This window comes from Neisseria flava (assembly GCF_982712965.1).
Map to the genome: position 1 here is coordinate 1 of NZ_CEXQBZ010000017.1, position 16,518 is coordinate 16,518.

Below are 16,518 nucleotides of genomic sequence, written 5' to 3' on the forward strand. Positions count from 1 at the left end.
TGAATACTGACAGTCTGGATTCCCGCCTGCGCGGGAATGACGGCTGTTTAGGTTTCTTTTTTGCGAAGGCTGTCTGAAAATTTGGCCGCGGACAAGGTTTCAGACGACCTCTTTCAGTAATTGCAACGGCAATCTTGTTCTTGCCTCTGTTCGGCGGGAGGAGGCAGATTGCCGAATATGGCTGTTACGGTTTTACCTATCCGTCTGCACAGTCTTGCGCGGTTTCGTGCATGATGTATTGGGAGAAGGCGAGCAGGTTGTCGAAAACTTGGGTGTTTTCGGGTAATTCTTTTTCCTGTTGCGATAGGGTTTTCTTGCCTTTGCCGGTCAGGACGAGCGCGGTTTTGCCACCCGCTTCGTGCATGGCTTGCAGGTCGCGCAGGCTGTCGCCGACCAGCCAGGTTTCGGTGGGGTTGGCTTTGAAGCGTTCGAGGATGTCGTAAATCATGCCGGGCTTGGGTTTACGGCAGTCGCAGTTGTCTGCGGCGGTGTGCGGGCAGAACCAGATGCCGTCGATTTCTCCGCCTGCCTGACGGACGAGGCGGTGCATCTTGGCGTGCATTTCAGTCAGGTCTTGGACGGTGAAGTATTTGCGGCCGATGCCGGATTGGTTGGTGGCAACGGCGATGTTGTAGCCTGCTTGTGTCAGGAAGGCGATGGCGTCCATACTGCCTTCGATGGGTATCCATTCGTCTACGGATTTGACGAAGTCGTCGCGGTCTTGGTTGATGACGCCGTCGCGGTCGAGGATGATGAGTTTCACGGTTGCTCTCCGACAGGGGATGCCAAATTGTTTTTCCATTGCTCAAACGCTGCTTGGAAGACGGGTTTGAGTCGTTTGTAGATTTCGGGGGTGTTGGGGACGTGGTAGAAGCCGCCGAGCGACGGGGTGTCGAGAGTGCGGACGTAATCTTCTAGAAATGCGCCGTAGCCGTCTTCTTCATTGTCGTAGTAGTAGGAGGTGAATTGCCGCCCTTGTTCGGTGAAGTCGTCGGACGTGAGCACGCCGTCCATGTGTTTGAGTAGGAAGCGGCGACCGCTGGTTCTGCCTTTGAGCATATTGGCGAAATCTCCCGCGCTTTCGGGGGCGGTTTGCCAAACGGGATTCGCCAGCCCTGTCTGCGCCGCCCATATCCAGTACATGCCGATATGCGTGGCGGCGTTTTCGGACGGCAGTCCTTCGGGATATTCTTCGTCTAGGTGGAAGCGGATGTTGTCGTACATGGACGGTTGTGTGCTGTGATTCGGAGGGTGTTTATTGTAACGGAAAACGGGAAATGTCGTCTGAAATCTGTTGGGACGTTTTTCAGACGACCTCTTTGTGAATAGGGGAGGATGCTACGGCCTGGTATGAAAATATGATATACTTCTTTTTGTTCCAACCGCCTAGGATATGTCAGGGCGGTTTGTTTCGTTTGAACATTCTGAAAGTCCCTTATGTCCCAATCCACCTCCTCCCCGCTGGGCGAAAAGCAAATGGCGGTTTTGATGGCGATGTTGGTTGCCCTGATGCCGTTTTCGGTCGATGCCTACCTGCCCGCCATTCCTGAAATGGCGCAGTCGCTGAACGCGGATATACACCGCATTGAGCAGAGTTTGGTTTTGTTTATGTTCGGCGTGGCGTTCGGGCAGGTTGTCGGCGGAGCGGTTTCGGACATTAAGGGGCGTAAACCGGTGGCTTTGGTCGGTTTGAGCATTTATTTTACGGCCGTTGCCGCGCTGACGATGGTGCAGTCAGTGGACGGGCTGTTGAACCTGCGCGCGGTACAGGCGTTCGGTGCGGGGATGACGGTGGTCATCGTCGGGGCGATGGTGCGCGATTATTATTCGGGCAGGCAGGCGGCGCAAATGTTTGCCTTAATCGGCATTATCCTGATGCTCGTGCCGCTGATTGCGCCCATGGTAGGTTCGCTGTTGCAGGAATTAGGTGGCTGGCGTTTTATTTTCGGCTTTTTGGCGGCGTATTCGTTTGTTTTGTTTATCTTGGTGTTTGCCTTCCTGCCGCGTCCGAAGCATACGGGCAAAATCGGGATGGATATTTTCGGACTGGTAGCTGGACGGTTCGCCAGAGTGCTGAAAACGCGGGCGGCGATGGGCTATCTGTTTTTTCAGGCATTCAGCTTCGCGTCGATGTTTGCGTTTCTGACGGAATCGTCTTTTGTTTACCAAAAGCTGTACCATGTTACGCCACGCGAATACGCTTGGGTGTTTGCGCTGAATATCCTCACGATGGCTTCGTTCAACCGCATCACGGCATGGCGGCTTAAAACGGGGGCGCACCCGCAAAGTATTTTGAAATGGGGCATTATCGTGCAGTTTGTGGCGAACCTGACGATGGTGCTGCTGGTCCTATTGCTGGGACTGCCGCCGATGTGGGCTTTGGTGCCTTGCGTAATGTTTTCGGTAGGCACGCAAGGCTTGGTCGGCGCGAACACGCAGGCTTGCTTCATGACTTATTTCAAGCAGGAAAGCGGCAGTGCGAATGCGGTGTTGGGCGTGTTCCAATCCATCATCGGCGCAAGCGTGGGGCTGTTGGCGACTCGGCTGCACAATGGTTCCGCGTTGGTGATGGCGGGCATGATGCTGGCTTCAACAGTGTGCGGGATTGTGTTGCTCTGGCTCTGCTCTCATCAGGCTTGGAAAGAAAACGATAAAAGCGAATATGTGTGAATCGTGAACGGCAAAAGGTCGTCTGAAAACTTTTCAGACGACCTTTTGCCTGCGATAGACATTTAATGGCCTAAATTCAAAAAGGACGACAGCCGTCAAAACGGTGCGTGGGAAATAAAATCCCTCTTTTAATTCAGTCCACTATAATCCTGCTTATTTTGCAGCAGGGGTTTGGTTGGCAGGAGCTTGTTCCAGATCTGCTGCAGGCGCGGTCTGGGTTGCAGCCTGGCCTTGTTCGCCCATGGCTTTAACTTCAGCATCGGTGGAAGTGGCTTCAGTTGTTGCAGCTTCGGCGGCTTTGTCTTGTTTCAATTCGTTGGCTTGTTTTTTAGCTTTGTTGGTTTTTTTGTGAACATGTCCTGCTTTAGTAGCTGCTTTACCGGAAGCAGGTTGGGCCATAGCCACAGGAGCAGCGATCAAACCGGCAGAAACAAGAACGAGAGAGGTCAATTTAGACAATGTTTTCATGTGGAATATCCTTTCGGGAAATTTGTCTGATACAATAATTCCGTCAAATGCCAAATGGCAATTTGCGTAAAAACAACCGCATAACTGATTGGTGCGATTGAGTTTTTATTGTAACGGTTAGTTTGTAAACCGAAGTCAGGTCAAGCGAAATTGAAATAAAGTTTCAAAAGGCGGGTTAACCCCCTTGTCCTGCTTTATTAATCGCACCTCATAGCTTGATTGTTTAAATTTATATATTTCATGGCATTACATTCAATGATTTTCGAACATTCCCGCTTCCGCAATGCATCCTACATCTTGATGGGGCTTGCCCTGTTTGTGGTGCTGTATTTCCACTTTTTGCCCCTTTTGCTCGCCGTTATCCTGACCTACGTCTTCATCACCAAGACCAACGGCCTGATTCTTTGGCTGCGCCGCCGTACGCTCACGCGCAATACGTTTCTGCACAAATCGCTCAACGCACACAATATCAACCTGATTTCGACCACGCTGACCATAGGCATCGTATTGACGGTTATCCTATTGATGTCGCTAGGGATTTACCACCTGATTCACGGCGGGCACATCACCGTGATGCTGACCAAGCTGGCGGCGATTTTGGAAGACACAAAAAACAGCAGCAGCCTGCCGCAGTCGGTTTTGAACATGCTGCCCAACAATACCGCCGAAATCAAAGCCTATGCGGTCAAATTGATTGAAGAATACAGCGCCGCGCTGACGCGCATCAGCAAAAACAGTTTCACCTCGTTCGTGTATATCCTTATCGGCATCATCATCGGCGCAATGCTCAGTTTCCACCGCCTCAACATGCGCAAAAACCGCCGCAAAATGCCGCCCTTCAAGGCAGAACTGGTGCGGCGGATTGTGAACTTCGAAACCAGCTTCGAGCGCGTGTTTCTGGCGCAGGTCAAAATCTCGCTGATCGATACCGCGCTGACGGGCGTGTACCTCTATCTGATCCTGCCGCTTTTCGGCGTCGAGTTGCCGTTTAAACTAACCGTGTTGGTCATCGCCTTCATCGTCGGGCTGATTCCCGTAGCGGGCAACCTGATTTCCAATACCATCATTATCATCTTGAGCCTCGGCGCGTCTTTATATGTGGCGGTCGCTTCGCTGGTGTTCCTAGTCGTCATCCACAAGCTCGAATATTTCCTGAACGCGAAAATCATCGGTTCGGAAATCGAATCAAGCGCGTGGGAACTGCTGGTGGCGATGGTCGTGTTTGAACGGATTTTCGGCGTCGGCGGCATCATCGTCGCACCGGTTTATTATGCGTATCTGAAGAATGAGTTGAAACAGCAGAAGCTGATTTAGATAGTGTTTGAAATATAGATGAAAGGTCGTCTGAAAAGCTTGAAATAGGTTTTTCAGACGACCTTTTTTCAGTTGCAGCAGCTTGATCCCTTCCCATTATCCGACGGGGAAAGCTGGGATAGGGTGGCTTGCAAATATACGGAACAAGGGACAAGAGCCACCTTCTCTCCAACCCTCTCTCGTCAGACGTGAGAGGGCGGATTCTCGCGGGCGAAGCCCATGCTACGGTTCCCCTTCACCCCAGCACAAACAATTCCCGCCCGTGCGCCTTCAGCCAACTTTTAGCATTATCGGTATGCGGCGTCAGCGTGTTCACCAAATGCCAAAAGCGCGGACTGTGGTTGGGGTGGCGGAGGTGGCAGAGTTCGTGGATGCAGACATAGTCGGCGACGTATTCGGGCGCGCCGATCAGCCGCCAGTTGAGGCGGATGCCGGTGTGCGGGCGGCATACGCCCCAAAAGGTTTTGGCGTTGCTCAGGTCTGTGGCAGCGGGCGTCAGCCCTGTTTCGGCTGCGTGTTTTTCAAGGCGGGGCAGCAGGTATTCGCGGGCGCGTTCGTTCAACAGGCGGCGCAGGTGGTCGATTTGTGCGGCGGTTTCTTTTCGGGGAAGCAGGATTTCAGACGACGTGATACGGATATGGCTTTGGCTGTGGGTATCCAGCTTGGTCTTTATTCCCCGATACCAAATCCACTCGGGTAAGTTTGGGTGGGGAACGGGATGCACGGGCGTTTTGGCAAGTGTGTTCCGCAAAATCGTTTCGTTTGCCGCCAACCAGCTTGCCAACGCGTGGTCTTGAAAAAAGGGTGGGACGTTGATGCTGACCGTCTGCATATTGACGGGGCGCAGAATCAGATTTTTCTTGGCACTGCGTTTGAGTTCGACGGTGATTTGCGTACCGTCGGCAAGGGTATGAAGGAGGCGTGTCATGGTTTCGGAAGAATGGATTTTAGGCGGAGGATATAGCGTTTGCATCGTGGAATGCAAGCAAAAGGTCGTCTGAAACATCTTTTCAGACGACCTTTGCCGTTTCCATTAAAATACCGTATTCCCATTTTTCAGACGACCTCTTCCCATGTTTCCCGACCAATCCGCCCCCAATCTGCTGCAAGGCTTGAACCCCGAACAACTCTCCGCCGTAACCTGGCCGCCGCAATCCGCTCTCGTTTTGGCGGGAGCGGGCAGCGGCAAAACGCGCGTGCTGACCACGCGCATCGCATGGCTGTTGCAAACCGGTCAGGCAAGCGTACACAGCATTATGGCGGTAACGTTTACCAACAAAGCCGCCAAAGAAATGCAAACCCGACTCGGCGCGATGATTCCCATCAACGTCCGCGCCATGTGGCTCGGCACGTTCCACGGTCTCTGCCACCGCTTTCTACGGCAGCACCACCGCGATGCCGGTCTGCCGTCTTCCTTTCAAATCCTCGACAGCGGCGACCAGCTTTCCCTTATCAAACGCCTGCTCAAAAGCCTCAACATCGCCGAAGAAATCATCGCGCCGCGTTCGCTGCAAGGCTTTATCAACGCGCAAAAAGAATCCGGTTTGCGCGCTTCCGTCTTGAACGCGCCCGACCCGCACACAAGCCGCATGATTGAATGCTACGCCGAATACGACAAAATCTGCCAACGCGAAGGCGTGGTCGATTTCGCCGAACTCATGCTCCGCAGCTACGAAATGCTGCAAAGCAACGAAATCCTGCGCCAGCACTACCAAAACCGCTTCAACCACATTCTGGTCGACGAGTTCCAAGACACCAACAAACTGCAATACGCCTGGCTCAAACTCATGGCGGGCGGCAACGCGGCGGTATTTGCCGTCGGCGACGACGACCAAAGCATCTACCGTTTCCGCGGCGCGAACGTCGGCAACATGACCGCGCTGATGGAAGAGTTCCACATCGACGCGCCCGTCAAACTCGAACAAAACTACCGCTCCGTCGGCAACATCCTCGCCGCCGCCAACGCCGTTATCGAAAACAACGACGAACGCCTCGGCAAAAACCTGCGCACCGACGCCGAAGCAGGCGACAAAATCCGCTACTACTCCGCCTTTACCGACCTCGAAGAAGCCCAATTCATCGTTGACGAAACCAAAGCCCTCGAACGCGAAGGCTGGGATTTGGACGAAATCGCCGTCCTCTACCGCAGCAACGCCCAATCCCGCGTCATCGAACAAAGCCTGTTCCGCAGCGGCATCCCCTACAAAATCTACGGCGGCCTGCGCTTTTACGAACGCCAAGAAATCAAACACGCGCTCGCCTACCTGCGCCTCGCCGTCAATCCCGACGACGACAACGCCCTCTTGCGCGTCATCAACTTCCCACCGCGCGGCATCGGCGCACGCACCATCGAAAACCTTCAGACGGCCTCAACCGAACAAGGCATCACCCTCTGGCAGGCAGCCTGCAACGCCGGCGCAAAAGCCGTCAAAGTCGCCGCCTTCGTCCGCCTGATTGAAGCCCTGCGCAACCAAGTCGGACAAATGCCCCTGCCCGAAATCATCGTCGGCATCCTCAAAGACAGCGGTCTGACCGAACACTACAAAACCCAAAAAAGCGACAACCAAGACCGCCTCGACAACCTCGACGAACTCGTCAACGCCGCCATCGAGTTCAAACCCGAAGACAGCAACTTCGAAATCCTGCCCGACAACATTTCAGACGACCCCGCCTTCCCCATCCTCGCCTTCCTCAGCAACGCTGCCCTCGAATCCGGCGAAAACCAAGCAGGCGCGGGCGAAAAAGCCGTCCAACTCATGACCGTCCACGCCGCCAAAGGATTGGAATTCAACGCCGTCTTCCTCACCGGCATGGAAGAAGGCCGCTTCCCCAGCGAAATGAGCCTCGCCGAACGCGGCGGCCTTGAAGAAGAACGCCGCCTCATGTACGTCGCCATCACCCGCGCCCGCAAACGCCTCTACATCACCATGGCGCAACAACGCATGTTGCACGGACAAACCCAATTCGGCATCGTCTCCCGCTTCGTCGAAGAAATCCCGCCCGAAGTATTGCACTACCTGTCGGTCAAAAAACCGGCCTACGACAGCTACGGCAACACGCACCAAACCGCCACGTTCAAAGACAAAATCATCGAAGACTTCAAACAGCCGCAAACCTACGCAGGCTTCCGCATCGGCCAAAACGTCCGCCACGCCAAATTCGGCACCGGCGTCATCATCGATGCCGTGGACAAAGGCGAATCCGCCCGACTGACCATCAACTTCGGCAAACAGGGCGTAAAAGAGCTGGACACCAAGTTTGCGAAATTGGAAGAGATGTAGAAGGGAGATGGCATAGGTCGTCTGAAACCCATAGCGTGGGCTTTGCTCACGGAAGGACATTAATGACTTAAATGGCAGGTAGATCGGGCTATGATGTTTGTTGACGTTATTTAAGACAATTGATTTTTTGATTCAACGATTTTTGTTTATATCAACTTTAAGAAACCACGAATGGAATAAAAGGAAATACGTTATGGAAAATAATAATATGGAAAAAATAGATCAGGAAACCCTTTCTGCTATATTGAAAGAACATCAATTATGGCTTGATAGTAGGGGTGAAAATGGTGAAAGGGCTGATTTATCTAATAAAAGTTTAAAATTAGCAAATTTAGAGGGAGCAGATTTACGTAAAGCAGATTTGCGTAGAGTAAATTTAGAGGGAGCAGATTTACTTATAGCAGATTTAGCGGGAGCAGATTTAGCGGGAGCAAATTTAGCGGGAGCAAATTTAGCGGGAGCAAATTTCCATAGAGCAAATTTAGCGGAAACAAATTTAGAGGGGGCATATTTAAGGGAAACAAATTTAGCGGGAGCAAATTTAGCGGGAGCAAATTTAGTGGATGCGTATTTAGAGGATGCGTATTTAGAGGGAGTAAATTTAAATACCCAATTGAGGTGGAATTCTGGCTTATTTACAGATAAGTTACAAAGAAAACTCCAATCTTCAGAAGCCACTATTCAAGAGCTTGAAGAAAAATTAAAGCAAACTCAACAAGCTCAATCGGAGACGGTAAAAAATGATGAGGAAATCACAAAACTCAAGAAACAGCTTAATCTGGAAAAATCAGAAAAACAAAAAATAACGCAAAAACTAGAAGAATTAAACAATCTATTGAATCAGAGGGAATTAAGAGGGCGGATTAAAGATGCCCAAAAATCCTTGTCAGAGGCTTTAAAAAATACAGATAAACAAATTAAAAATAACGAAGCCTCAGCTTCTTGCTTCAGCGGGTTAGGAATCGTTTTATTTAGTATTGCCATAGTTTTATTAATTTTTTTCAGTATGGCAGTTTTATTTCATCCCGAATATATCAGTGAGAAAAACCTAAATATCCTGTTTTACACATTCCCCATTATTACCCTAATGCTAATCGGTACAACCTGTCTGCGACATCAGAAAAACCTGTTATCAGAAGTCCGCCATTTTTCCAATATGAAACACCAAATCGAGCTGTATAGCGGTTTGCTTGAAGCCTCTCAGCATGCTGCTGCCAGCTTTGGTAATCCGGTAAAAGCAAACGAATATGTGCAGGAAACCTTTACCCAAATCCGCAATCGCCTGCTCAATAGCCAATACCTGCCTGACAATTCATCGGCAGACAAGCAGTCGGATAATGATTTTGGGTCGGATAAGGTGCTTGATTTGTTGAATAAGATTGCCGATTTGTCCGGCAAGAAATCTATGGGGAATTAGCCAAGAGACAGTTGTTACCTGAAAGGTCGTCTGAAAACGTTTTGGCGAAACTGGCTATCGGTTTTCAGACGACCTTTGCTTTGAAATAGTCATTGTCCGTTCGGGTTTTATAGCTATTCTTTGGTTCAAGGTTTTCAAACGGATTTTGTGGGCAAAGCCCATGCTACGGGACGGTGGTGCGTCGATACTGTCTTGCCGATCGGGTTCTATGTTTAATCTGCCGCCGTCATTCCCGCGCAGGCGGGAATCCAGACCTTGGCATTTCGGGAATATTTCAAGGCTGCTGCATTTCTAACTTATGGATTTTTGCGTATTTTCCTTTCGTCGGCGGGAATGGGAATGACGGCAATGGTAGAGCAAGGCGGGCGTTTGAGGTAGTGTGGGTCAAGATTTAAAAAGCTGTTGAATAGTGGTTCAAGCAAATTATTCGAAAGGTCGTCTGAAAGCCTAAATCTGTCTTTCAGACGACCTTTGCTTTGGGACTGGGCTATGCTTTGTCCTCTTCGTTTTCCACCGCTTTGGGCGGAACGGGCGCGAACCAGCCGACCAGAAGCAGCAGCACGCCGACGATGATGAAGGAGGCGATGCGGGCGATGCCGCCGCTGTTGGAAAGCTCGATGAGGAAGAGTTTGACGACGACGATTGCCATCAGCGCCGCGCCGGTTATCCAGAAGGGGCGCAGTTTGCGTCGGTTGCCGTACACCATCAGGATGATGGCGGTAACCGCCCACACGACGGAGAGGCTGGCTTGCAGGCCGAAGGATTGGAGCATGATGTCGAGTCGCCAAGTGATGCCGTCGTAGAAGTGCCACAGGCGCATCACGCCCGCGCTGATGACCATGAATGCGAGGGCGGCGACACCGGGCGCGTTCACGCGGCGGTATTGCAAAGGCAGGGCTTCGGGCAGGGACTTCAGGGCAAACCACAGCATTCCGGAGCAGGCGAGCTCCAGCGGGTTAAGCAGCGGAATATACGGCAAGGGTGTGGGTTGGAACGGGGTAGAGAAGTTCGTCCATATCATCCAACTTGCCGATGCAAGGGCGGCTATCGGCAGGGCGAAATGCTGATAGGCGGCTTGATGTCGTCTGAAAAAGCCGCGCTGCCGCTGCGTATGAAAGACGACCCACATGATCAGCGGTACGGCAAGCCACGAGAGCTGCGACCAAACGCCATCGAGACGATAGCCTACATACATTCCCGCCCAAAGCGACCAAAGGATACCGAGCATGATGATGTTGAGTTTGTGCAAGTCGATAGGCGCATTGGTTCGGCGGTTATTCAGGATGACGAAGTTCAACACGGTGGCGGCGGCAAGCGGCAGGGCTGCGGCGGCCGTCCATAGGTGTTCGAGGTGATAGCCGATGAAGTGCAGGGCAAACAAGGGCAGGAATGCCAAGGTCGTCTGAAAAAGCTCTTTCCAGTTCAAACGGTTGGCAAGCAGCAGCAAGGTAGTGAATATCGGCAATGCCCAAAGCTCGATGAACAGGGTTTCTTCGCCCGTCCATTGGGTATAGGTGGCGAAGCCGCCCAACATCAGGGCGATAACGAGGATAGCCCAGCCTGCAATCCGCGAGAATGGGAGGGGTTGGTCTTGTTTGTCTTGGTTTTCAGATGCTTCGGTTTGGACACGCAAATATTGCAGCATGTAGGCGGCGGCAAACAGCAGCGGCGCGGCGGCGAAAAGGTGCCAGTGTGTCAAAAAGCCGTAGGGTTTATCATTAATCGAAGCTTGGAAGATCAGAATAAAGATTGCATTGCCCAAGGCGAATGTGCTGAACACCTCCGACTTGCCTTTGCCTCGGCAGAATGCCCAAGCCGCCACCAAAGCAGAGAAAACGATGATGCTGCCGCGTTCCGCGAGAAACAGTAAAGGCAGGATGGATGTGTAGAGCAGGGCGGCGCAGAGGGTTGCATTTTGAAGCGTGTGTTCCCAGTGTGCCGAGCCTTTACGGCGGTAGAGATGCCATTGCAGGTAAATTGCCGCGCCGCCGAACAGGGTTAGCAGGGTGGTGAACCATTGACCGTGCAGGATGGTGGATTCTCCCTCCTGATAACCGCTCAGTTGAGTCAGAGCCGCCAGCAGATACACGACGAGTGCACCCAAACGCATATGCGGACGCTGTTGGCGCAGTCCGAAGAAATACACAAGCGCGGATTCTACCGTCCACAGGATGACGGTGTTGCCGCGTTCAAAATAAAGCGGAACGGCGAGTGTGAGGAAAAGCAGCGACAGGGCAACAAACGCCTGACGCAGGATATATAAACCCTGTTGCCGTTTCAGCATCAGCGCGGCAAGCCCGTAAACGGCGGCGAAGCCCAGCGCGGAGAATGCGTCCGCAGACGGCCAGTGTTCTACCATACGGTATTGCAGCCCGAACGCCGCCGCCATCGTGCCGAACAATAAAGTATGGTCGAGGACGTGGACGCGCAGGCCGTGGGAGCAGATGCTGTTCCAAATTTCTTCCAGCGTCGCATTGTCGGCAACGGGCGCGAGGGTGTCTTCGCGGTTTTCCGTCAGCTTGCGGCGGGCGAACAGATAGGCGATGAAGGTGTAGAGCAGCCAGTGGTAAATCAGGAAAGGCTCGGTCATGGCGAAATGCTGCGGCGTATAGCTTTGCATGCCCCACAACGCGGCGATGGAGAAGGTTCCGGCGAAACCCGTCAGGTTCAGCGGCCGCCATGCCTTAAACCAAGCAATCGCCGCTACGCCTGCATTGAGCAAGGAAAGGTAGGAAAACAACACCAAATAATTGCCGCTGCCGTCTGATACCAAGATGGGCGCCGCCAGACCGCCGACCAAGGCAACCTGCGCCATAATCTGCGCGTTCTGCCTGATTGCCAGCAACGCCATCAATACAACCATTGCCACCATCAGCACGAACACGATCGGTGCGGGCAGCAGCGGATGCAGTTTCAACGCCGCCAAAGCGGTCAGATACATCACCGCCACGCCGAAGCCCTGCAACACCAGGCCGTATTCGCGTTTGCGGCTTTGCAGCTTCCAGCCGCCGATGACCGCCGCCAAACCCGCGCCTGCTACGGTCAGATAACGCATTTCCACCGGCACATGAATCCGCTCGGAGGCATAGCGCAAGAGGAACGCCAAGCCGAGGAACAGCACCACGATACCGGTTTTCAGCAGCGGATTGCCGCGCAGGAACCAAGCAATAATCGGATTTTCGGAGAATTTGAAATCGAAACCTTCTTCTTTGCGGACAACGGTTTCACGAGAATCTGCGTCTGCGGTTTCAGATATAGGTTCAGACGACATCGGAGCTTCGTTTTCAGACGACGTTTGCAGGACAGGCGCGTCTTGTTTGCGTTCGTCTTCTTGAATAGCGGAAACTTGGGCAGGTGTTTCTACGCTGTCTGCGTACAGAGCAGGTTCGGGCTGTACGGAAGGTTCAGCGGAAACAGGGGGAACAGGTGTAGAAAAAGAGGGCGCGACAACCGGTTCGATGTGCGGCTCGGCGGGCGCATTGTCCGCAGTTGCCAAAGGTTCAACCTTCTTATGAAGCGGCGCAGGGGTCGTCTGAATATCGTCGGCATGTTCGGACAAAACAGCATGCAGTTTCCGCGCCTGCCCGACTTCTGCTTTATCATGAACGGTTTCATGTTCCAAAGCCGTCAAACGCAGTTTCAGCAACTCGATTTCTTTTTCCAGATTTTGCAGTTTCGCATCATGTTCTTCCTGACGCGGTTTGCCGAGTTCCCGCGCAAACAACCATAAAATAGAGCCGAAAATGACGGCGACGGTCATTTCGTCAAGAAAATAGCCAATGAGGATGGGGATGAGTAGGCAGAAATACTGCATAAAACACCTGTCCGATAAAGGTAAAAATATGCCGATTGTAGCATTCTTGTCATGAGAAGGATGTATAGAAGGCGTAACGGTAAGAAAAGGTGTTGTGCGGTAATGAAGATGTGTCAGTGAAGCAAAAAGGTCGTCTGAAAACCCGAAATCCGTTTTCAGACGACCTGTCTTTATTTTTTCCAATAAGCCGGTGTCAACAAGATCAACACCGTAAAAATTTCCAAGCGGCCCAGCAGCATGACGGCCGAACACAGCCATTTTTGCACATCGCTCAATACTGCATAGCTGCCTGCCGGTCCGACTTCGCCCAAGCCCGGTCCCGCATTGGTGATACACGCGATGACGGCGGTGAAGGCTGAGATAAACTCCATCCCGCTTGCCATCAGCAAAAAGCTGAAGACAATCGTCGTCATGAAATAAATCGAAATAAACGCCATCACCGTCAGCGCCATGCGGTCTGGAATCATGCGCCCGTTGACCTTGACCGTGCGCACCGCTTTCGGGTGCAGCAGAATCATCATCTCGCGCAGGCTGAATTTGAACAAGACCAACGCCCGCACGTTTTTAATGCCGCCGCCCATAGAGCCGGAGCTTGCCAATAGGTTGGACAGGAAAAACATCCACAGCGACACGATCAGCGGCCATTGCGCGAAATCCGTGTTGGAAAAACCGCTTGCCAGCCCGATGGAGACAAAGTTGAAGCTGACGAAACGCAGCGAATCCCCAAAGGTTGCATAAAAATCCTTCTGCCACAGATACACCGCCGACATCAAAATACTGCTCGCCAGCAGCACCAGCAGTACGCGGCATTCCTCGTCCTGCCAATAGGATTTGAGCGAACGCCGTGTCAGCGCCGTGAAATGCGTGGCGAAATTCACACCGCCCCAAAGCGTGAAAAACATGATCGCCCATTCGACGGTCAACGAATCAAAATAAGCGATGCTGGCATCGTGTGTCGAAAAACCGCCTAGCGACACCGCCGACATCGCGTGGCAAAGCGCGTCAAACCAGCTCATCCCCGCAAAATGCAGCGTCAGAAAAGCCGCCGCCGTCGTCATTGTATAGAAGAACCACAGCTTTTTTGCCACCTGCGAAATGCGCGGCGCCATCTTGCTTTCTTTGTCCATCCCTGGAATTTCAGCCTTGAAGAGCTGCGTTCCGCCCACGCCCAGCATCGGCAGAATCGCTACCGCCAGCACGATGATACCCATGCCGCCCAGCCAGTTGAGCATATGCCGCCAAAAATTTATCGACGGAGCCAGCGTGTCCAAGCTCGTCATGACCGTTGCGCCTGTTGTCGTCAGCCCCGACATCGCCTCAAAAAACGCATCGGTAAAACTGATACCCGGGATGTGAATATAAATCGGCATCGCCGCCACCAGCGCAAACGCCAGCCACAACATCAAAACCAACGTAAACCCGTCGCGCGGACGCAGCTCGCGGCGGAAATGAAAGGTCATCAGCCAAACCACGCAAGAAGTCAGCGTCGTTGCCAAAGCCGTGTAGGCAAACGCAGGAAACGCGTTGTCCAGAAAAAAATACGACATCAGCGTCGGTACTGCGAGCACCATTGAAAACAGCAGCCCCAGTCTGGACAAAACGTGGACAATAGGAAGGAATTTATACATATCAATTAATCTTAACAAACCGGCCGAATCATCCGGCGGCATGGGATGGCGATGAGGAAGCCGATATTTTCAGACGACCTTATCGTCATCAGTAATCGCAAACAGACGTTATTTTAACAAATTATTGCCTTGCCTAGACGCAAAAGGGTGGAAGCGGAGGTCGTCTGAAAACCACATCCGCATCCCGTCCCGCGTTTGCCAGAAAACCCGCTTAAAGGTAAAATCCCGTATTCCAACATGGGTACTGCATCATGACTAAATTTATTTTCGTAACCGGCGGCGTCGTATCTTCACTCGGAAAAGGTATCGCCGCCGCTTCTATTGCCACCATCCTCGAATCGCGCGGTCTGAACGTGACCATGCTCAAGCTCGACCCTTATATCAACGTCGACCCAGGCACGATGAGTCCGTTCCAGCATGGCGAAGTGTTCGTTACAGATGACGGCGCGGAAACCGACCTCGACTTGGGACACTACGAACGTTTCATCAATGCCACCATGACCCGCCGCAACAGCTTCAGCACGGGGCAGGTGTACGAAAACGTCATTGCCAAAGAACGCCGCGGCGACTACCTCGGCGGCACGGTTCAAGTCATTCCGCACATTACCGACGAAATCAAACGCCGCATCCACGAAGGCGCGGCGGGTTACGATGTCGCCATCGTCGAAATCGGCGGTACGGTCGGCGACATTGAATCGCTGCCGTTTTTGGAAGCCATCCGTCAGATGCGCAGCCAGTTGGGACGCAACAACACCCTGTTCGCCCACTTGAGCTACGTTCCCTACATCGCCGCCGCCGGCGAAATCAAAACCAAGCCGACCCAGCATACGGTTAAAGAAATGTTGAGCATCGGTTTGCAACCCGACATCCTGATTTGCCGCATGGACAGAACCATGCCCGCGGACGAACGCCGCAAAATCGCTCTGTTCTGTAACGTGGAAGAACGCGCGATTGTAGGCAGCTACGACGTGGACAGCATCTACGAATGCCCTGAAATGCTGCACAACCAAGGCATCGACAACATCATTACCGAGCAGTTGCAGCTGAACGTACAACAGGCGGATTTGACCGCGTGGAAAAAAATCGTCCATGCCATCAAAAATCCGAAACACACCGTCAAAATCGCCATGGTCGGCAAATACGTCGATTTGACCGAATCCTACAAATCGCTGATCGAAGCCTTGAAACACGCGGGTATCCACACCGAAACCGACGTGCAAATCACCTTCGTGGACAGCGAAAACATCGAGAAAAACAACGGCGACGTTTCCATGCTCAAAGACATGGACGCCATCCTCGTTCCCGGCGGTTTCGGTTCGCGCGGCGTGGAAGGCAAAATCGCCGCCGTGCGCTATGCCCGCGAAAACAACGTGCCATACTTGGGCATCTGCCTCGGTATGCAGATTGCGCTGATCGAATACGCCCGCGACGTGGCAGGCTTGAAAGGCGCGAATTCCACCGAGTTCGACCTCAAATGCGCCGCACCCGTCGTCGCCCTGATTGACGAATGGCAAACCGCCGACGGCAGCGTCGAAACCCGCGACGAATCCGCCGATTTGGGCGGTACCATGCGTTTGGGTGCGCAAGAGGTTGAATTGAAAGCAGGCAGCCTTGCCGCCAAAATCTATGGCATCGAACACATCCGCGAGCGCCACCGCCACCGCTACGAAGTCAACAACAACTACGTTCCCACGCTGGAACAGGCTGGCTTGGTCATCGGCGGTGTATCCGCAGGACGCGAACGCTTGGTCGAAACCATCGAACTGCCGAACCATCCTTGGTTCTTCGCCTGCCAGTTCCACCCAGAGTTCACCTCCAACCCGCGCAAAGGCCATCCTTTGTTCACCGCGTTTGTCAAAGCTGCGTTGAACAATAAAAAGGGCTGATACTCGGCGAAAGGTCGTCTGAAAATAGAAAAAGCACCTC

11 protein-coding genes are annotated in these 16,518 nt (G+C 52.7%); 5 read left to right on the forward strand and 6 right to left on the reverse strand.

Annotated features, from left to right (window positions below):
• Nucleotides 1-196 precede the first annotated feature (196 nt).
• Nucleotides 197-763 carry a D-glycero-beta-D-manno-heptose 1,7-bisphosphate 7-phosphatase gene (gene gmhB, locus AC5M9B_RS01450; protein WP_070492637.1) on the reverse strand — a complete coding sequence of 189 codons (567 nt, stop codon included), beginning with the start codon at nucleotides 761-763 and terminating at the stop codon, nucleotides 197-199.
• Nucleotides 760-1,224, reverse strand: a complete 465-nt coding sequence (locus AC5M9B_RS01455; protein ID WP_455007416.1) for a DUF7832 domain-containing protein — start codon at nucleotides 1,222-1,224, stop codon at nucleotides 760-762. Before AC5M9B_RS01455 ends, gmhB begins: the two co-directional genes overlap by 4 nt.
• A gap of 213 nt (nucleotides 1,225-1,437) precedes the next feature.
• Here AC5M9B_RS01455 and AC5M9B_RS01460 point away from each other — a divergent pair, with 213 nt between their 5' ends.
• Nucleotides 1,438-2,670, forward strand: coding sequence for a multidrug effflux MFS transporter (locus AC5M9B_RS01460; RefSeq protein ID WP_209282894.1), 1,233 nt, complete (start codon nucleotides 1,438-1,440; stop codon nucleotides 2,668-2,670).
• A 153-nt stretch (nucleotides 2,671-2,823) separates the two neighbouring features.
• On the opposite strand, the gene AC5M9B_RS01465 is transcribed toward AC5M9B_RS01460, so the two are convergent.
• Nucleotides 2,824-3,138 carry a hypothetical protein gene (locus AC5M9B_RS01465; protein ID WP_019270878.1) on the reverse strand — a complete coding sequence of 105 codons (315 nt, stop codon included), beginning with the start codon at nucleotides 3,136-3,138 and terminating at the stop codon, nucleotides 2,824-2,826.
• 255 nt (nucleotides 3,139-3,393) lie between these two features.
• Here AC5M9B_RS01465 and AC5M9B_RS01470 point away from each other — a divergent pair, with 255 nt between their 5' ends.
• Nucleotides 3,394-4,452, forward strand: a complete 1,059-nt coding sequence (locus AC5M9B_RS01470; RefSeq protein WP_019270877.1) for an AI-2E family transporter — start codon at nucleotides 3,394-3,396, stop codon at nucleotides 4,450-4,452.
• Nucleotides 4,453-4,687: 235 nt separating this feature from the next.
• Here the strand turns inward: AC5M9B_RS01470 and AC5M9B_RS01475 are convergent, their stop codons facing one another.
• Nucleotides 4,688-5,380, reverse strand: a complete 693-nt coding sequence (locus AC5M9B_RS01475) for a YgjP family zinc-dependent metalloprotease (protein ID WP_070538865.1) — start codon at nucleotides 5,378-5,380, stop codon at nucleotides 4,688-4,690.
• A gap of 145 nt (nucleotides 5,381-5,525) precedes the next feature.
• Here AC5M9B_RS01475 and uvrD point away from each other — a divergent pair, with 145 nt between their 5' ends.
• Both uvrD and AC5M9B_RS01485 read left to right on the forward strand, forming a co-directional pair.
• A complete protein-coding gene (uvrD, locus tag AC5M9B_RS01480; protein ID WP_487648130.1) occupies nucleotides 5,526-7,733 on the forward strand; it encodes a DNA helicase II in 2,208 nt (735 codons plus the stop codon).
• 193 nt (nucleotides 7,734-7,926) lie between these two features.
• Complete coding sequence (locus AC5M9B_RS01485) at nucleotides 7,927-9,150, forward strand: pentapeptide repeat-containing protein (RefSeq protein WP_455007418.1); 1,224 nt, start codon at nucleotides 7,927-7,929, stop codon at nucleotides 9,148-9,150.
• Nucleotides 9,151-9,637: 487 nt separating this feature from the next.
• Here AC5M9B_RS01485 and AC5M9B_RS01490 read toward each other — a convergent pair whose 3' ends face one another.
• Together AC5M9B_RS01490 and AC5M9B_RS01495 are read right to left on the reverse strand one after the other, a co-directional pair.
• A complete protein-coding gene (locus AC5M9B_RS01490; protein WP_487648131.1) occupies nucleotides 9,638-12,964 on the reverse strand; it encodes a DUF2339 domain-containing protein in 3,327 nt (1,108 codons plus the stop codon).
• Between the two features lie 170 nt (nucleotides 12,965-13,134).
• Nucleotides 13,135-14,592: a TrkH family potassium uptake protein gene (locus tag AC5M9B_RS01495; RefSeq protein ID WP_070654647.1), complete on the reverse strand. Its 1,458-nt coding sequence runs from the start codon at nucleotides 14,590-14,592 to the stop codon at nucleotides 13,135-13,137.
• Nucleotides 14,593-14,843: 251 nt separating this feature from the next.
• Here AC5M9B_RS01495 and pyrG point away from each other — a divergent pair, with 251 nt between their 5' ends.
• The gene (gene pyrG / locus AC5M9B_RS01500; RefSeq protein ID WP_487648132.1) at nucleotides 14,844-16,478 is read left to right on the forward strand and encodes a CTP synthase; all 1,635 of its coding nucleotides are present in this window, start codon (nucleotides 14,844-14,846) and stop codon (nucleotides 16,476-16,478) included.
• Nucleotides 16,479-16,518: the final 40 nt, after the last annotated feature.